Below are 14,743 nucleotides of genomic sequence, written 5' to 3' on the forward strand. Positions count from 1 at the left end.
TTCCACTATCTTCACGATAGTCCTTACGAGCGGCTCAAAGCCGCTCGATTCATATGCAGTATCCCTTCACGTATTTTCCCGAACGGCGCCCGCGCCGCACACTGTGACACAAACGTCCGACACCGCACACACTATGCATCTCTCTGATCTTAAGCGTACGCATGTCAGCGAACTCGTCGAGATGGCCATTGCCAACGAGATTGATGCCGCCAGCCGCTTGCGCAAGCAGGACTTGATCTTTGCGCTTCTGAAAAACCAGGCCAAAAAAGGCGAAAGCATCTACGGCGAAGGCACGCTGGAAGTGCTGCCGGACGGCTTTGGCTTCCTGCGCAGTCCGGATTCGTCGTATCTGGCCGGCCCGGATGACATCTATGTCAGCCCGTCGCAGATCCGCCGCTTCAACCTGCACACCGGCGATACCATCGAAGGCGAGATCCGTACTCCGAAGGAGGGCGAGCGCTACTTTGCACTGGTGAAGGTGGACAAGGTCAACGGTGGCCCGCCGGAGCAGGCCAAGAACAAGATCCTGTTCGAGAACCTTACCCCGCTGTTCCCGACCGAGCGCCTGCACCTGGAGCGCGACATCCGCGGCGAGGAAAACATCACCAGCCGCCTGATCGACCTGATCGCACCGATCGGCAAAGGCCAGCGCGGCCTGCTGGTGGCGCCGCCCAAGTCCGGCAAAACCGTGATGCTCAAGCATATCGCCCACGCCATCACCACCAATCATCCCGAAGTGGAGATGATTGTGCTGCTGATCGACGAACGCCCGGAAGAAGTGACCGATATGCAGCGTTCGGTAAAGGGCGAAGTGGTGTCTTCCACCTTCGACGAACCGGCCACCCGCCATGTGCAGGTTGCCGAAATGGTGATCGAGAAGGCCAAGCGCCTGGTGGAGCACAAGAAGGACGTGGTGATCCTGCTGGATTCCATTACCCGTCTGGCCCGTGCCTACAACACCGTGATCCCGGCCTCCGGCAAAGTGCTGACCGGTGGTGTGGACGCCAACGCGCTGCAGCGCCCGAAGCGCTTCTTTGGCGCCGCCCGTAACATCGAAGAAGGCGGCTCGCTGACCATTATCGCTACCGCGCTGGTGGATACCGGCTCGCGCATGGACGATGTGATCTACGAAGAATTCAAGGGTACCGGTAACATGGAAATCCACCTGGACCGCCGTATGGCGGAAAAGCGGATATTCCCGGCCATCAACATCAACCGCTCCAGTACTCGCCGCGAAGAGCTGCTGATTCCGCAGGAACAGCTGCAGCGCATCTGGGTGCTGCGCAAGCTGCTGTACCCGATGGACGACCTGGAAGCGATGGAGTTCATGCTCGACAAGCTGCGGGCAACCAAGTCCAATCTGGCGTTCTTCGATTCGATGCGCCGCTGAGGCTTTACGGTTACCGTTCCAGACGCCAGGCCATCCGGTCTGGCGTTTGTTTTTCAGGAGGGCGGGCATGGATCCCGTATGGCGTTTCTTGCTGGATTTTGATGGCTACGCCGCCATCGGCACGGTGGCGTTCGCCATTTCCGGCTACCTGTCGGGGGTGCGCAAGCATCTGGACCTGCTGGGCATCATCATTGTCACGCTGCTGACGGCGATCGGTGGTGGCATCATTCGCGATGTACTGGTTGGCCGCATGCCGCAGGTGTTTCTGGGCAATACCAGCCTGGTGATCATTGCCGGTGCCATGCTGTTTGCGCTGGCTGCGCGGCTGCACAAGCGCGAATACGAGGTGCTGACGCGGCTGTTCATCATCGCCGATTCCATCGGCCTGGTGGCGTTCAGCCTGGCCGGTGCCAAACTGGGAGTGGAGTACCACATCAATGCCTTCGGCGTGATTCTGCTGGGCTTTGTCACTGCCGTGGGTGGCGGCATCGTGCGCGACATGATGGTGAACGATGTGCCGTTCATCCTGCACAAGGATTTCTACGGCACGGTGTCCATCCTGGTGGCGTCGGTGCTGTATGTGTTGGCCGAACTGGGCTGGGACCACCTGGTCGCCGTACAGCTGGTATTTGCCGGAGGCGTGGCGCTGCGCTTGTTGGCGCACTGGAGCGAGCTGACCCTGCCCAAGATCGCCGGCCGCAAGAAGGGTTGAACAGGCATGGATATGGCGCGAGATGCAGACAGTATGGTGCACTGGTTGGCCGGCTTTGCCGGGCTGCAGGTGGCCGATGAGGAAGGGCTGGGCCTGCGCCAGCCGCCGGGCAAGAGCGCGGCGGTGCTGGTGGCGGTGCATTGGCAGGCCGATGCCTGGCACATCCTACTGACGCGCCGCACGCCGCACCTGCGCAGCCATGCCGGGCAGATCAGCTTTCCCGGTGGCCGCATCGAGCCGGAGGACGGCAGCGCGGAAATTGCCGCGCTGCGCGAAGCGGAGGAAGAAGTCGGGCTGTCGCCGGCACTGGTGCGGGTGGTGACCGTGCTGCCGCATTACGACACCGTTACCGGCTACCGCGTGACGCCGGTGCTGGCGTTGCTGACCGCACCGTTCCAGCCGCGGCCGTCACCGCAGGAGGTGGCCGAGGTGTTCTCGCTGCCGCTGGCGCTGGCGCTCAACGAGGCCGCCTACGAACGCCACCCGTATGTGCGCGATGGCATCGCCGGGCACTATTACGCGCTGCGCTACGGCGATTACTTTATCTGGGGTGCCACGGCCGCCATGCTGCGGCGGCTGGCGCGGCATCATGCGGCCAACCTTTGACTGCGTTGCCAGGCGCTGGGGGCTGTAGCGACCCGTGCGCCGGCAATGGACAGATGGCGCTGAGCCGCCATCTGTCGCTCACTACTTACGCCAGCAGCTTGCGCTCGCTCTTGCCATATTTCAGCGATTTCTCGTCCGGCAGCATCAGTCCGGTCTGCTCGTCGCGACCCTGCAGGATGAAGCGGGCCTTGGCCGAGCCCAGTTGGGCGGCCGCTTGCTGGCTGTCGGCACCGATCTCGCCTTTTTTCAGGCGGTTGACGATCAGGCCAACCGAGGTATCGCGGAAGTCGCGCAGCATCCAGGCATCGCCATCACTGTCACCGGCCACCAGTACCGGGCCATAGCCCTTTTGCGCCACCAGCACGTTCTGTATGCCGGTGGTTTTGCCCGGCCCCCAGTTGAAATGCCAGCCGGACTTGTAGTTGGCGGTGTATTTGCCGTCCTGCATCTCCAGTCGTAGCCCGATCACGTTCTCCGGCGGCACGCCATAGCCATAGCTGGGGTGGCCGGCGAACACGCGCACCACGTCGTCGATCGAGGCGGTGCTGACGTAGACATCGATGCCGTTGGCGCGCAAGGCATGCATCAGCGCGCGGATTTCCTCGTGGATGCGGATGCCGTGGAAATGGCTGTCCGCCACCACGCCGGCCTTGCCCGGCAGGGTTTTCGGGCTCTCGTACTTCACCTTGCGCAGCGCGTCGCCGATGTCGTAGTTGTTCGACGCCTCGGCCATGGCCTGCAGTTCGGCGGTGGTCATGTTCTTGTAGAAATAGATGATCCACTTGTAGCCGATTTCCAGCGGGTGGGTGTCACAGATGGCGTCATACATGAAGTACAGTTTGGCGCGGAAATCCTTGAACTGGTCGCTGGCCTGAATCTCCTCCAGGCTCTTGCTGCCGGCCAGTCCCCGGTAGTTGGCGTGCAGCCAGCGGTAGTCGGCTTCCACATCGGCCGCCAGATCCTCCATGGTCACCGGTTTGCCGTCCACCGTGGTGTAGTCCTTCACAAACGGCCCCTTGGGCACGTCCTTCCACATCACTTCCACGAATTCATCCGGCGTCAGTTTGTACTGCAGATGGTTGATCTGGTACATCAGCAGCGCTTCTTCGCAGTCGTTCATGATGCAGGTGTTGTCCCAGTCGAACACGGCGTACGGGCGTTTGTCGGCACGGTAGCCCTTGCTCTGGCTGCCGTAGTCGTCGAGCAGCGCCTGGATGCGGCGGGCGTTGAGCGGCGACCAGCGGCCCGGGTCAAGCGTGGTGGGCCGCATGGTGGCGGTCTGGGCATTGGCACGGCCGCTGGCAAACAGCAGGGGGCTGGTGACGGAGACGGCGGCAAGGGCATTCAGAAACTGGCGACGCTGCATGGCATTCCTCTCTGAGATGAAATAGCCGTCCGGTGGACGGCGGTCTGGCATCGCCGGCGGCGCCGGCAATTGCAAGTTGCTGCATCCTCCGCCAGCTGCTGGCGCACGTTGCGCGGCAAGCACCGGGCAGGGGTGGTGGTGTGCTGATGCTAGGTAGAAATACACAAAATTGCAAATTTACACAAAAAAACACAAGGCGGGCGTTGGCAAAGCCACAACAGCCGGCCACGCTTGACAGTGGCTGCGGTCATTTCACAATGCAGGATCGGTACTCAATCAATCGCAGGAAGCAGCATGTGGCAGCAAGAGCGTTACCAGCGTATCCGCGCACTGTTATCCACCTTGCAGCGGGTCAGCACCGACCGCCTGATGGTGGAGCTTGATGTCTCGCGCGAAACCGTGCGTCGCGATCTGGCGGCGCTGGAAGAACTGGGGGCATTGAAGCGTATCCACGGCGGTGCCATCCGCGTGGAGGACGAGGCGCCCATCGCCGAACGGGCGCACAGCAACGTCAAGTACAAGCGCGACCTGGCCTGCGCGGCGACCGGTCTGCTCGAGCGCGGGCAAACGCTGTTTGTCGATGCCGGCACCACCACCGCCATCCTGGCCGAAGAGCTGGCCCGGCTTGGCGGTCTGACCGTGATCACCAACTCCTTCGACGTGGCGCTGACGCTGCGTGGCGCGGGCGACGGCGGGGCGGGCAACGAGATCATCGTGCTGGGCGGCTGCATGGGGGAGCGGGCGCCGGGCACGGTCGGGCCGGGGACGGTGGCGGAAATCGGCCGCTATCGCGCCGATCTGGCGCTGATTTCACCCACCGGCATCGATGCGCGCCGCGGGGCGTGCAACTACGACCACCGCGAAACCGAAGTGGCGCGCGCGATGGTGGAACACGCCGGACAGGTGGTCATCCTGGCCGACTACAGCAAGATCGGCATCGAAAGCCGGGTGAGCTTTTGCCCGCCGGAGCGGATCGATGTGCTGATTACCAATCACAAGGCCCGGGAGCTGCCGGCACTGGCCGAGCTGGAAGCCCGGCTGGGCAAGGTCATACTGGTGTAGCCGATCGGGCTGGATGAGATAGCGCGTGGCGGTCGCGTCATGCGCAAACGACAACACCCCGCCAGGCGGGGTGTTTGTCATATAGCGCTGCTGCTTGGGGCTGGGGCGTGCCGTCAGCCGGCGAAGCGCATCGACAGGTCCACCGCGCGCACGTCCTTGGTGAGTTTGCCGATGGAGATGCGGTCGACGCCGGTTTCGGCGATGGCGCGCACGCTGGCCAGTTCCACGCCGCCGGAGGCTTCCAGCTCGGCGCGGCCGGCGGACAGGCGTACCGCTTCGCGCATGTCATCCAGCGACATATTGTCCAGCAGCAGCAGCGTGCAGCCGGCGGCCAGCGCCTCCTGCAGTTCGGCCAGGTTTTCCACTTCCACCTGCAGGCTGACGCCGGCCGGCACCAGTGCGCGGGCATTGGCCAGGGCCTGGCTGATGCTACCGGCGGCCATGATGTGGTTTTCCTTGATCAGCACGCCGTCGTACAGGCCGATGCGCTGGTTCATGCCGCCGCCCACGGTTACCGCGTACTTCTGTGCCAAACGCATGCCCGGCAGCGTCTTGCGGGTGTCGAGAATGCGGGCGCGGGTGCCGGCGATGGCATCCACGTAGCGGCGGGTTTCCGTTGCCACCGCCGACAGCGTCTGCAGCATGTTCAGCGCGGTGCGCTCGGCGGTAAGCAGCGCCCGCGCCGGGCCGCTGATCTCGCACAGGCACTGGTTCGCCGCAACCTGCTGCCCCTCGGCCACCAGCCAGCGCACTTCGCAGTGGCTGTCCACCTGGCGGAAGGCTTCGTCGAACCAGGCGATACCGCAGATCACCGCGTCTTCGCGCGCGATCACGCGGGCGCTGCCCTGGCTGTCGGCGCCGATCAGCAGCGCGGTCCAGTCCTGCTGGCCGATGTCCTCGGCCAGCGCAGCGCTGACCAGGCGGGAGATATGGTGAAAAGCGGGAAGCGTGAGCATGAATCGATCATCCTGAACGTAAGGTTGGCCGCATTTTACCGCGATTGCCGCGCCGCCGCGCCTGTGGGCTGGCCGGTGGCGCTGTTATCATGCCGCGGGCGGCAGATGGCCGTGTATTTGAGGCGAGAGGGAACCATGAATTTCGTGGCCAGTCAGTTTCCGTTATGGGCGTTGTGGCTTGGCAATGTGCTGGCACTGCTGCTGCTGGGCGTGGCGGTAACGCGCGTGCAGTGGCGGGTGCTGGAGCGCCGCGCCGTCAATGCTTGGCTGGGCGCCTGCGTGGTGCTGCTGGGCTTCTGGCTGGGGCGTGCCGGGTTGCAGCCGGGACTGAGTTTCCACCTGCTGGGGGCGACAGTGTTCACGCTGTTGATGGGGCCGTGGCTGGCTCTGCTGGCGCTGGCGGTGGTGCTGCTGGGGCTGGCGGCTGGCGGGCAGCTGGAATGGTCGGCGCTGGGGCTCAACTATGTGCTGAGCCTGCTGCCGGCGGTGGGCTTGACCGTGCTGATGCTGTGGGTGGCGCAGCGCCGCTTTGCGGCCAACGTGTTCGTGTATGTGTTTGTGAATGCGTTCCTCACCGGGGCGGCCGGCATGTTGCTGGCGGCGGTCTGCGGGCTGGCGGCGCTGCTGCTGGCTGGTGCCTATCCGCTGGAGCATTTGCTGGAAAACGCCTTGCCATACTATGTTTTATTGGCCTGGTCCGAGGCATTCACCAGCGGGCTGGTGCTGGCGATCCTGATCGTGTACCGACCGCACTGGGTAGCCACGTTTGATGATGCCCGCTATCTGGACAACCAGTAGCGGCAGACAAGAAGAGGGGACTGACATGCAGTTTGCGTTCTGGGCGGTATTGGCCGCGGCGGTACTGCCGCTGCTGTGGGCCGGGGTGGCGAAATCCGGCGGTGGTTACAACAATCATGCGCCAAGACAGTATCTGGACAAGCTGACCGGCTGGCGCCAGCGTGCGCAGTGGGCGCAGCAGAATGCCTGGGAGGCGCTGACGCCGTTTGCCGCCGCGGTAATCATCGCCACCCTGCAACGGGTGCCGCCGGAGCGTATCGATGCCGCCGCGCTGGTGTTCCTGCTGGCGCGGGTGGCGCACGGCTTTTGCTATGTGGCGGACAAAGCCGCGCTGCGCTCGCTGATGTGGCTGCTGGGTTTTGGCACCGTGGTGTATCTGTTTCTGCTGGCGGCGTCCTGGCTGTAAACCGGCGCCCAAAATGATGCGGCCAACCTGTAGTAGGTTGGCCGTTGCTGTTTCCGGGGCAGATCAGAGTACGATCGGTTCCGGCTCCAGCGTCACGCCGTAGCGCTCGCGCACCGTGTCCCGCACCTTGCTGGCCAGCGCCCACATCTGGCTGCCGCTGGCATTGCCGTGGTTGACCAGCACCAGCGCCTGGCGCGCGTGCACGCCGGCATCGCCGTCACGGTAGCCTTTCAGCCCGGCCTGATCGATCAGCCAGCCGGCAGCCAGTTTGACGCCGCCATCCGCCTGCGGGTAATGCGGCAGGGCCGGGAAGCGTGCCAGCAGGGCATCGGCTTCGGTGCGGCTGACGATGGGGTTCTTGAAGAAACTGCCGGCATTGCCAAGCGTGACCGGGTCCGGCAACTTGCTCTGGCGAATGGCGATCACCGCCGCGCTGACCTGCTGTGCGGTCGGGGCCTCGCCGGCGCCCATGGCCTGCAACTGCTGCTGGATGTCGCCGTAGCCGATGCGTGGGCTGAAGCGGCGTTGCAGGCGGAAGCGCACCGCCGTCACCAGCATGCGCCCGGCCAGTTGCTGCTTGAATACGCTGTCGCGGTAGGCAAAGCGGCAGTCGGCGTTGTCCACTACCACTTCGGCGCCGTTTTGGCTCAGGTCGGCACACACCACCTGCAGCAGATGGTCCTTTACTTCCACGCCATAGGCGCCGATGTTCTGGATCGGGCTGGCACCGACGGTGCCCGGAATCAGGCTGAGGTTTTCCAGCCCGCTCCAGCCCTGGGCCAGGGTGTATTGCACGAACGCGTGCCAGTTCTCGCCGGCAGCGGCTTCCACCAGTACGCTGTCGCCGTCGTCGGCCAGCAGGCGGATGCCCTTCAGCGCCACCTTGATCACCAGGCCGGGGTAGTCGCGGGTGAACAGCAGGTTGCTGCCGCCGCCCAGCCACAACACCGGGCCGCGCTGGAAAATATCGCTGGCCAGTAGCGCCGGCAGCTGGGCGAGGTCTTCCAGCTCGCAGAAGTTGGCCGCATTGACGGGCATGCCAAAGGTGTTGAGTTCACGCAGCGGGTAGTTGTGATGCATTACGGGATTCATTCGGTCTTTCACGCAGTTTGACGATGCAGCCGTTGCTGGCTGACGCGCGACAGATAGCTTACCAGCAGCAGGCCGGCGGCGCTCAGGCTGATCACCAGCGCCGCCCAGAAGCCATGCACCCCCATCTGCGGCGAACCCAGCCCCAGCCAGGCGCCCAGCAGCAGGCCAAAGCCCCAGAACGACACGATGTGGATCAGCATCGGGGTGGTGGTGATCTTGTAGCCGCGCAGCGCGCTGGAGGCGATAGTCTGCATCGCATCGGTCAGCTGGTAGAAGGCGGCGAACAGCATCAGCGTGCCCCCCAGTGCGATCACCGCCGGGTCGGCAGTGTACAGCTGCATGATGCTGTGGCGATCCAGCAGCACCCACAGCATGGTGAGGCAGGCCAGCGCCAGCCCCAGTGCCAGGCTGACGCCGCACACCAGTCGCGCCTGACGGTAATCGCCGGCGCCCACGCTTTGGCCGACGCGGATGGTGGCGGCGGTGCCGATGCTTTGTGGGATCATGTAGATCACGCTGGAGAAGTTGATCACCGTCTGATGGGTGGCCACCACGGTGGTACCCAGCTTGGCGATCAGCAAGGCGATAAAGGAAAACAGGCTGACCTCCACAAAGAACGACAGGCCGATGGGCAGCCCCAGTTTCAGGAAGGCGGGGAAGCGCCGCCACTGCGGCGCGACGAAGCGGCCACACAAGCCGTAGGGGCGGAACGCCTGATGGTGCTTGATGTACAGGAACAGCGCGCTGGCGTTGAAGATGAACACCATGCCGGTGGCCCAGCCGCAGCCGGCGCCGCCCAGCGCCGGCAGGCCGAATAGGCCGTGGATCAGCGCGTAGTTGAGCGGAATGTTCAGCAGCAGTCCGGCCACGCTCACCATCATCAGCGGGCGGGTGTGTCCCAGGCTGGAGGCAAACGCGCCCAGCGCGCGGTGCAGGATGGCGGCCGGCATGCCCATGGCGGCACCATCGATGAACAGCATGGCCTTGTCTTCTACGCTGGCGGGCAGCTCCAGCCACAGCCGCAGCACCGGTTGCACCGCCAGCATCAGCAGTGCGCCAAAAATGCCTAGCAGTAGACCGAACCACAGGCCCTGGCGTGCGGTGTCACCTAGTGCGGTGGTTTCGCTCTGGCCATGCTGCTGCGCCAGAATCGGATTCAGCGCCGCGGCCACGCCGATCAGCGTGACATACACGGTAACGAATACGCTGGCGCCCAGCGACACCGCCGCCAGATCGTCGGTGCTGACACGGCCGGCCATCACGGTATCGACAAAGCCGGTGGCCACCTGTGCGATCTGCGCCACCATCATCGGCAGCGCCAGCTGGATCAGCAGCAGGGTCTCGTGGCGCAGGCTGCGCCACGGGCTACGGTTCAATTCAAACAGCATGGGAAATACCGGCAGGCAAAAAGAGCGCCATTATAAGCGCGCTTTGCCACTGGCATGCCCCGCTTGGCCGCAGCGTGTAATGCTGTGTCGCTTCAGGCGAAATGGGCGGGCGGGTCGCAGCGCAGATGGCAGCTGATGATCAGTTCGTTGCCAAAGCGGGCGTTGATGTTCAGCGCTTCGGTCAGCGTCAGGTCGTCGATGTTCAGCGTGCCCTGCTGCAGGGAAATATCCAGCTGGCGCTCGGTGGCGTAGGCGGCCAGTTCGGTCAGGCGGGGTTTGTGTGCGCTGCCCAGCGCCCGGGCGGTGAGCTTGCCGCGTAGCGCCGGGGTGGCGATTTGCGGGGCGGTGTTGAAGTCGGTGTAGCGGTCTTCTTGGCAGTCGTACATGGCAGTCTCCGTAGCGTGGTGCGCGCCCGGTAAATGCCGAGCGACGCTTTAGCAGAATTTCGATGGCGCCCTGCAAGTTGTCGATTAACTCGGCGCATGAACCTATTTGCCCGCTTCTGGCTGCTGCAATGCAAAAACCCGCTGTGACCAGTAAAGGGCAACAGCGGGTTAGGCGGTGCGCTCTTAGCTGGTATTTATCAGGCGCCCGCAAGCAGCAAAAATCGGCGCAAGCCAGAAAATTAGAGCAGACCGCCCACGCTGTCAAGCATGACTATGGCACGATGCTGGAGACTGAGGCCGGTATCGGGCTATAATCCGGCGCTCAAGTCCATCACGGCATGCGCCGCGCAGCTACCACCTCCAGATACCATTCCCATGATCCGCAAACTGTTCAGTCGCGTTTTCGACTTGTCGGGCAACCGTGCCGCCGCCAACAAAACCAAACCACGAGTACTGTCGCTGGCACAACACGGCGTGCGCCGCGACGGCCTGAGTAGCGCCGCCCTGCGCGTGGTGTCGCGCCTGCAGGAAGGCGGGCACGCGGCCTATGTGGTGGGTGGCGCGGTGCGCGACCTGCTGCTGGGCGTCACGCCCAAGGATTTCGACATCGCCACCAGCGCCACGCCGGAAGAGGTGCACCACCTGTTCCGCCGCTCGCGCATCATTGGCCGTCGCTTTCGCATCGTGCACGTGATGATGGGGCCGGAGACCATCGAGGTCACCACCTTCCGTGGCGGCGAAGTGGGCAAGACCAGTGACAGTGGTCGCATCATGGCGGACAACACCTACGGCAGCCAGTCCGAGGATGCGCAGCGCCGCGACTTTACCGTCAACGCGCTGTTCTACAACCCGACCGATGAAACCATCATCGATTACCACCACGGCGTGAAGGACCTGCACGCCCGCAAGCTGGTGATGATCGGCCAGCCGGCGCGCCGCTACCAGGAAGACCCGGTGCGCATGCTGCGCGCGGTGCGCTTGGCGGCCAAGCTGGGTTTCGACATCGACGAGCACACGCGCAAGCCGATTGCCGCGCACGCCATGCTGCTGAAAAACGAGCCGCCGGCGCGGCTGTTTGACGAACTACTCAAGCTGCTGCACTCCGGCCATGCCTATGCCTGTTTGCAGAAGCTGCGGGACGAGGGTCTGTCGCGCGGCATCTTCCCGCTGTTGGACGCGGTACTGGACGAAGACGGCGGCGAGGCCTTCCTCAAGCTGGCGCTGGCCAATACCGACGAGCGCGTGCGCGCCGACAAGCCGGTATCGGTGGGCTTCATGTTGGCCGCATTGCTGTGGGCACAGGTCAATAACCGCTGGCAGGCCCATATTGCCCGCGGTGAAAAATCGCTGCCGGCGCTGATGCTGGCGATGGCCGAGGTGGAAACGCTGCAGGACAATGATTTCGCCATCCCGCGTCGTTTCTCCGCCACCATGCGCGAGATCTGGTCGCTGCAGCCGCGCTTTGAAAGCCGCGGCGGCGCACGCCCGTTCCGCTTCCTGGAACAGCCGCGTTTCCGTGCCGCTTTCGATTTCTACAGCCTGCGCGCCGAAGTGGGCGAAGTGCCCAAGGACATGGTGCTGTGGTGGGCAGAATTCCAGGATGCCGACCATGCCGAGCGCCAGGCGCTGATCGCCGAAGCCGCCGCGGCCGCCAAGGAGCCGGGCGAGGGCAGCGATGCGCAGCGCAAGAAGCGCCGTCGTCGTCGCAAGCCGGCCCGCCCGGGCGAGGGGGGCGACGCGTGAAGCGGGCAGTGATCGCGCTGGGCAGCAATCTGGAAAACCCGGCAGCACAGATCGAGGCGGCGCTGGCCGCCATTTCTGCTTTACCGGGGGTGCATTTGCTGCGCCGCTCGGCTTGCTACCGCACCGCGCCGGTGGGTTTTGCCGAGCAGCCGGACTTCATCAACGCGGTGTGCGAGGTGGCAAGTGAGCTGGCTCCCGCCGAACTGTTGGCCGCCTTGCTGCGACTGGAACAGGATTTTGGCCGCGTGCGCACCTTCCGCAATGCACCGCGGGTGCTGGACCTTGACCTGTTGCTGGTGGAGGGTGTCAGCCAGCAGGACGATTTCCTGACCCTGCCGCACCCGCGCATGCACGAGCGCGCCTTCGTGATGGTGCCGCTGGCGCAGATGGCGCCCGAGTGGCAGATCGGCACGCACGGCACGGCGGCCGACATTGCGGCCAACCTTGACGCCAGCGGTGTCACCCGGCTGGATTGAGCTTTCTTGCAGGAGAACATCTGATGTCGCACTTGCGTTACGTGGTGGTGGAAGGGCCGATCGGCGCCGGTAAATCGCAACTGGCCCGCCGCCTGGCCGACCACTGGTCGGTACGCCTGCTGGCCGAGGCGCCGGAGCAGAATCCGTTCCTGGAGCGCTTCTACCGTCAGCCGCCCTACCATGCGCTGGCCACGCAGCTGTCGTTTCTGATGCAGCGCGCCGACGCCGCACACGGCATGCTGCATGGTGACTTGCTGGCCACGCCGCTGGTGTCGGATTTCCTGTTCGACAAGGACGAGCTGTTTGCCTGCAAGACGCTGGATGCCGACGAGCTGGCCATCTACCGTCGTGTGGTGCAGCGTTTTCTGCCCGAGTACCCGGTGCCGGATCTGGTGATCTACCTACAGGCCTCGGCCAGCACCGTGGCCGACAGGTTGGCCGCACGCGCCGCCAACTCGGCACTGCCGCCGATGCCGGAAGGCTATGTGCAGCGTATGCACGAAGCGTACAGCGCCTTTTTCCATGGCTATGAGGCGGCACCGCTGCTGATCGTGAATACCGACAACCTCGATCTGGTTGAAGGCACAGAAGATTTCGAGCTATTGTTGCGCTGCATCACCGAGATGCGTGGTCAGCGCAGTTACTTCAACAAGGGGCTCTGAACCCGGTGCGCGACCGCAGCCACAAGCGGCGTTTCGCCACTGGAAGCAACGAGGACACACAAAAAAATGAAAGTCACCGTCAATACGCTGCAGCAGATGGCAGCGGAAGGTCAGAAAATCGCCATGCTGACCTGTTACGACGCCAGCTTTGCCAGCCTGCTGGATGAAGCCGGTGTAGACATCCTGCTGATCGGCGATTCGCTGGGCATGGTGATGCAGGGGGAAGAGTCGACTCTGCCGGTGTCGATGCCGGAAATGGAATACCACACCCGCTGTGTGGCACGCGGCGCCAAACGGGCGCTGGTGCTGGCCGACATGCCGTTCGGCAGCTACCAGGAAAACCCGGCGCAGGCGTTTGCCAACGCCGCCCGCCTGATGCAGGCCGGTGCCCACATGGTGAAGATCGAAGGCGGCGCCTTCATGGCCGAGACCGTGCGCTTCCTGGTAGAGCGTGGCGTGCCAGTGTGCGCGCACATCGGGCTGACCCCGCAGTTCGTCAATGCTTTTGGTGGTTACAAGGTGCAGGGGCGCAGCGAATCCGACGCCGAGCGTATTCTGGCTGACGCCCGCGCGCTGACCGATGCCGGTGCCAGCCTGGTGCTGATGGAGTGTGTGCCGGCGGTACTGGCCAAGGCGGTTACCGAGGCGGTGGCGGTGCCGACCATCGGCATTGGCGGCGGGCTGGATGTTTCTGGCCAGGTGCTGGTGCTGTATGACGTGCTGGGCGTGTACCCGGGCAAGAAAGCCCGCTTCGTGAAGAATTTCATGGCTGAAGCGCACAGCATCCAGGGTGCCGTTAACGCCTATGTTGCCGCGGTGAAGGGCAAGACCTTCCCGGCCCCCGAACACTGTTTCTGAGGTTTGCATGCAAGTTATCCGTAGCATTGCCGAACTCCGCACCTGGCGCCGTAGCGCCGGCCGTGTCGCCTTTGTGCCGACCATGGGCAACCTGCATGCCGGCCATCTGGCGCTGGTAGCCGAGGCGCGTGCGCGTGCCGACAAGGTGGTGGTCAGCATCTTCGTCAACCGCCTGCAATTCGGCCAGGGCGAGGATTTCGATGCCTATCCGCGCACCTTCGATGCCGACTGTGCCAAGCTGGACGCTGCCGGGGTGGACGTGCTGTTCTTCCCGGACGAGCGCGAGCTGTACCCGCGCATCAAGCAGGACTTCAACGTCGAGCCGCCGCATATCCAGAATGAGCTGTGCGGCGCCTTCCGCCCCGGCCACTTCCGTGGCGTCGCCACCGTGGTGTCCAAGTTGTTCAACATCGTGCAGCCGGATCTGGCCTGCTTCGGCAAGAAGGATTACCAGCAGCTGCACGTGATCCGTGCCATGGTTGCCGACCTGAACATGCCGATCGACATCGTGCCGGTGGATACCGGCCGTGCCGATGATGGCCTGGCGCTGTCGTCGCGCAATGGTTACCTGACTGCCGACGAGCGCGCGGAAGCGCCGCGGCTGTACCGCAACCTGGCGGCGATCCGTACGGCGCTGCAGGCCGGCGACAGCAACTATGCTGCGCTGGAAAAGACTGCCTGCGATGACCTGGCGGCGCATGGCTGGCGCGTGGACTATGTGGAGATCCGCCAGGCCGATAGCCTGGAAATCGCCCATGTCGGCGAACCGCGCCTGGTAGTGTTGGCCGCCGCCCGCCTGGGCAAGACCCGGCTGATCGACAATATCGAAGTAACGCGCTGAA

The 14,743-nt window shown here is 64.1% G+C and carries 16 protein-coding genes; 11 read left to right on the forward strand and 5 right to left on the reverse strand.

Annotation, left to right across the window (positions count from 1 at the left end):
* The first annotated feature begins 133 nt into the window (after positions 1-133).
* From rho to ABNW52_RS02200, 3 genes are all read left to right on the forward strand, one after another.
* Complete coding sequence (gene rho / locus ABNW52_RS02190; protein WP_349583375.1) at positions 134-1,390, forward strand: transcription termination factor Rho; 1,257 nt, start codon at positions 134-136, stop codon at positions 1,388-1,390.
* A gap of 67 nt (positions 1,391-1,457) precedes the next feature.
* The gene (locus ABNW52_RS02195; protein ID WP_349583377.1) at positions 1,458-2,102 is read left to right on the forward strand and encodes a trimeric intracellular cation channel family protein; all 645 of its coding nucleotides are present in this window, start codon (positions 1,458-1,460) and stop codon (positions 2,100-2,102) included.
* 12 nt (positions 2,103-2,114) lie between these two features.
* Complete coding sequence (locus tag ABNW52_RS02200; protein WP_349583380.1) at positions 2,115-2,708, forward strand: CoA pyrophosphatase; 594 nt, start codon at positions 2,115-2,117, stop codon at positions 2,706-2,708.
* An 85-nt stretch (positions 2,709-2,793) separates the two neighbouring features.
* On the opposite strand, the gene ABNW52_RS02205 is transcribed toward ABNW52_RS02200, so the two are convergent.
* The gene (locus tag ABNW52_RS02205) at positions 2,794-4,074 is read right to left on the reverse strand and encodes an HAD family hydrolase (RefSeq protein WP_349583382.1); all 1,281 of its coding nucleotides are present in this window, start codon (positions 4,072-4,074) and stop codon (positions 2,794-2,796) included.
* A 294-nt stretch (positions 4,075-4,368) separates the two neighbouring features.
* On the opposite strand from ABNW52_RS02205, the gene ABNW52_RS02210 reads away from it, so the two are divergent.
* Entirely contained in the window at positions 4,369-5,136 is a 768-nt protein-coding gene (locus tag ABNW52_RS02210; protein ID WP_349583385.1) for a DeoR/GlpR family DNA-binding transcription regulator, read from the forward strand.
* A 113-nt stretch (positions 5,137-5,249) separates the two neighbouring features.
* Here the strand turns inward: ABNW52_RS02210 and nadC are convergent, their stop codons facing one another.
* Complete coding sequence (gene nadC / locus ABNW52_RS02215; protein ID WP_349583388.1) at positions 5,250-6,092, reverse strand: carboxylating nicotinate-nucleotide diphosphorylase; 843 nt, start codon at positions 6,090-6,092, stop codon at positions 5,250-5,252.
* 135 nt (positions 6,093-6,227) lie between these two features.
* Here nadC and ABNW52_RS02220 point away from each other — a divergent pair, with 135 nt between their 5' ends.
* Entirely contained in the window at positions 6,228-6,890 is a 663-nt protein-coding gene (locus ABNW52_RS02220) for an energy-coupling factor ABC transporter permease (RefSeq protein WP_349583390.1), read from the forward strand.
* 25 nt (positions 6,891-6,915) lie between these two features.
* Entirely contained in the window at positions 6,916-7,296 is a 381-nt protein-coding gene (locus ABNW52_RS02225) for an MAPEG family protein (RefSeq protein ID WP_349583393.1), read from the forward strand.
* A 63-nt stretch (positions 7,297-7,359) separates the two neighbouring features.
* On the opposite strand, the gene murB is transcribed toward ABNW52_RS02225, so the two are convergent.
* The 3 genes from murB to ABNW52_RS02240 all read right to left on the reverse strand — a co-directional run bounded on the left by murB (position 7,360) and on the right by ABNW52_RS02240 (position 10,162).
* Complete coding sequence (gene murB / locus ABNW52_RS02230) at positions 7,360-8,388, reverse strand: UDP-N-acetylmuramate dehydrogenase (protein ID WP_349583396.1); 1,029 nt, start codon at positions 8,386-8,388, stop codon at positions 7,360-7,362.
* An 8-nt stretch (positions 8,389-8,396) separates the two neighbouring features.
* The gene (locus ABNW52_RS02235) at positions 8,397-9,776 is read right to left on the reverse strand and encodes an MATE family efflux transporter (RefSeq protein WP_349583399.1); all 1,380 of its coding nucleotides are present in this window, start codon (positions 9,774-9,776) and stop codon (positions 8,397-8,399) included.
* A gap of 92 nt (positions 9,777-9,868) precedes the next feature.
* Positions 9,869-10,162 carry a hypothetical protein gene (locus ABNW52_RS02240; protein WP_349583402.1) on the reverse strand — a complete coding sequence of 98 codons (294 nt, stop codon included), beginning with the start codon at positions 10,160-10,162 and terminating at the stop codon, positions 9,869-9,871.
* Positions 10,163-10,537: 375 nt separating this feature from the next.
* On the opposite strand from ABNW52_RS02240, the gene pcnB reads away from it, so the two are divergent.
* The 5 genes from pcnB to panC all read left to right on the forward strand — a co-directional run bounded on the left by pcnB (position 10,538) and on the right by panC (position 14,742).
* Positions 10,538-11,905, forward strand: a complete 1,368-nt coding sequence (gene pcnB, locus ABNW52_RS02245) for a polynucleotide adenylyltransferase PcnB (protein ID WP_349583405.1) — start codon at positions 10,538-10,540, stop codon at positions 11,903-11,905.
* Entirely contained in the window at positions 11,902-12,381 is a 480-nt protein-coding gene (gene folK / locus ABNW52_RS02250; protein WP_349583408.1) for a 2-amino-4-hydroxy-6-hydroxymethyldihydropteridine diphosphokinase, read from the forward strand. The genes pcnB and folK overlap by 4 nt, the downstream gene beginning before the upstream one ends.
* 23 nt (positions 12,382-12,404) lie before the next feature.
* A complete protein-coding gene (locus ABNW52_RS02255) occupies positions 12,405-13,043 on the forward strand; it encodes a deoxynucleoside kinase (RefSeq protein WP_349583411.1) in 639 nt (212 codons plus the stop codon).
* Positions 13,044-13,109: 66 nt separating this feature from the next.
* Positions 13,110-13,901 carry a 3-methyl-2-oxobutanoate hydroxymethyltransferase gene (gene panB / locus ABNW52_RS02260; RefSeq protein ID WP_349583414.1) on the forward strand — a complete coding sequence of 264 codons (792 nt, stop codon included), beginning with the start codon at positions 13,110-13,112 and terminating at the stop codon, positions 13,899-13,901.
* A 7-nt stretch (positions 13,902-13,908) separates the two neighbouring features.
* Positions 13,909-14,742: a pantoate--beta-alanine ligase gene (gene panC, locus ABNW52_RS02265; RefSeq protein WP_349583417.1), complete on the forward strand. Its 834-nt coding sequence runs from the start codon at positions 13,909-13,911 to the stop codon at positions 14,740-14,742.
* Position 14,743 lies beyond the last annotated feature (1 nt).

Origin of the sequence: Vogesella oryzagri (genome assembly GCF_040148885.1) — a bacterium.
Classification (GTDB): Bacteria; Pseudomonadota; Gammaproteobacteria; order Burkholderiales; family Chromobacteriaceae; genus Vogesella; species Vogesella oryzagri.

Excerpts from the sequence above, each read along its gene's own strand:
- rho (WP_349583375.1), top strand. The coding sequence starts at position 134 with ATGCATCTCTCTGATCTTAAGCGTACGCATGTCAGCGAACTCGTCGAG.
- ABNW52_RS02195 (WP_349583377.1), top strand. The coding sequence starts at position 1,458 with ATGGATCCCGTATGGCGTTTCTTGCTGGATTTTGATGGCTACGCCGCC.
- ABNW52_RS02200 (WP_349583380.1), top strand. The coding sequence starts at position 2,115 with ATGGCGCGAGATGCAGACAGTATGGTGCACTGGTTGGCCGGCTTTGCC.
- ABNW52_RS02205 (WP_349583382.1), bottom strand. The coding sequence starts at position 4,074 with ATGCAGCGTCGCCAGTTTCTGAATGCCCTTGCCGCCGTCTCCGTCACC.
- ABNW52_RS02210 (WP_349583385.1), top strand. The coding sequence starts at position 4,369 with ATGTGGCAGCAAGAGCGTTACCAGCGTATCCGCGCACTGTTATCCACC.
- nadC (WP_349583388.1), bottom strand. The coding sequence starts at position 6,092 with ATGCTCACGCTTCCCGCTTTTCACCATATCTCCCGCCTGGTCAGCGCT.
- ABNW52_RS02220 (WP_349583390.1), top strand. The coding sequence starts at position 6,228 with ATGAATTTCGTGGCCAGTCAGTTTCCGTTATGGGCGTTGTGGCTTGGC.
- ABNW52_RS02225 (WP_349583393.1), top strand. The coding sequence starts at position 6,916 with ATGCAGTTTGCGTTCTGGGCGGTATTGGCCGCGGCGGTACTGCCGCTG.
- murB (WP_349583396.1), bottom strand. The coding sequence starts at position 8,388 with ATGAATCCCGTAATGCATCACAACTACCCGCTGCGTGAACTCAACACC.
- ABNW52_RS02235 (WP_349583399.1), bottom strand. The coding sequence starts at position 9,776 with ATGCTGTTTGAATTGAACCGTAGCCCGTGGCGCAGCCTGCGCCACGAG.
- ABNW52_RS02240 (WP_349583402.1), bottom strand. The coding sequence starts at position 10,162 with ATGTACGACTGCCAAGAAGACCGCTACACCGACTTCAACACCGCCCCG.
- pcnB (WP_349583405.1), top strand. The coding sequence starts at position 10,538 with ATGATCCGCAAACTGTTCAGTCGCGTTTTCGACTTGTCGGGCAACCGT.
- ABNW52_RS02255 (WP_349583411.1), top strand. The coding sequence starts at position 12,405 with ATGTCGCACTTGCGTTACGTGGTGGTGGAAGGGCCGATCGGCGCCGGT.
- panB (WP_349583414.1), top strand. The coding sequence starts at position 13,110 with ATGAAAGTCACCGTCAATACGCTGCAGCAGATGGCAGCGGAAGGTCAG.
- panC (WP_349583417.1), top strand. The coding sequence starts at position 13,909 with ATGCAAGTTATCCGTAGCATTGCCGAACTCCGCACCTGGCGCCGTAGC.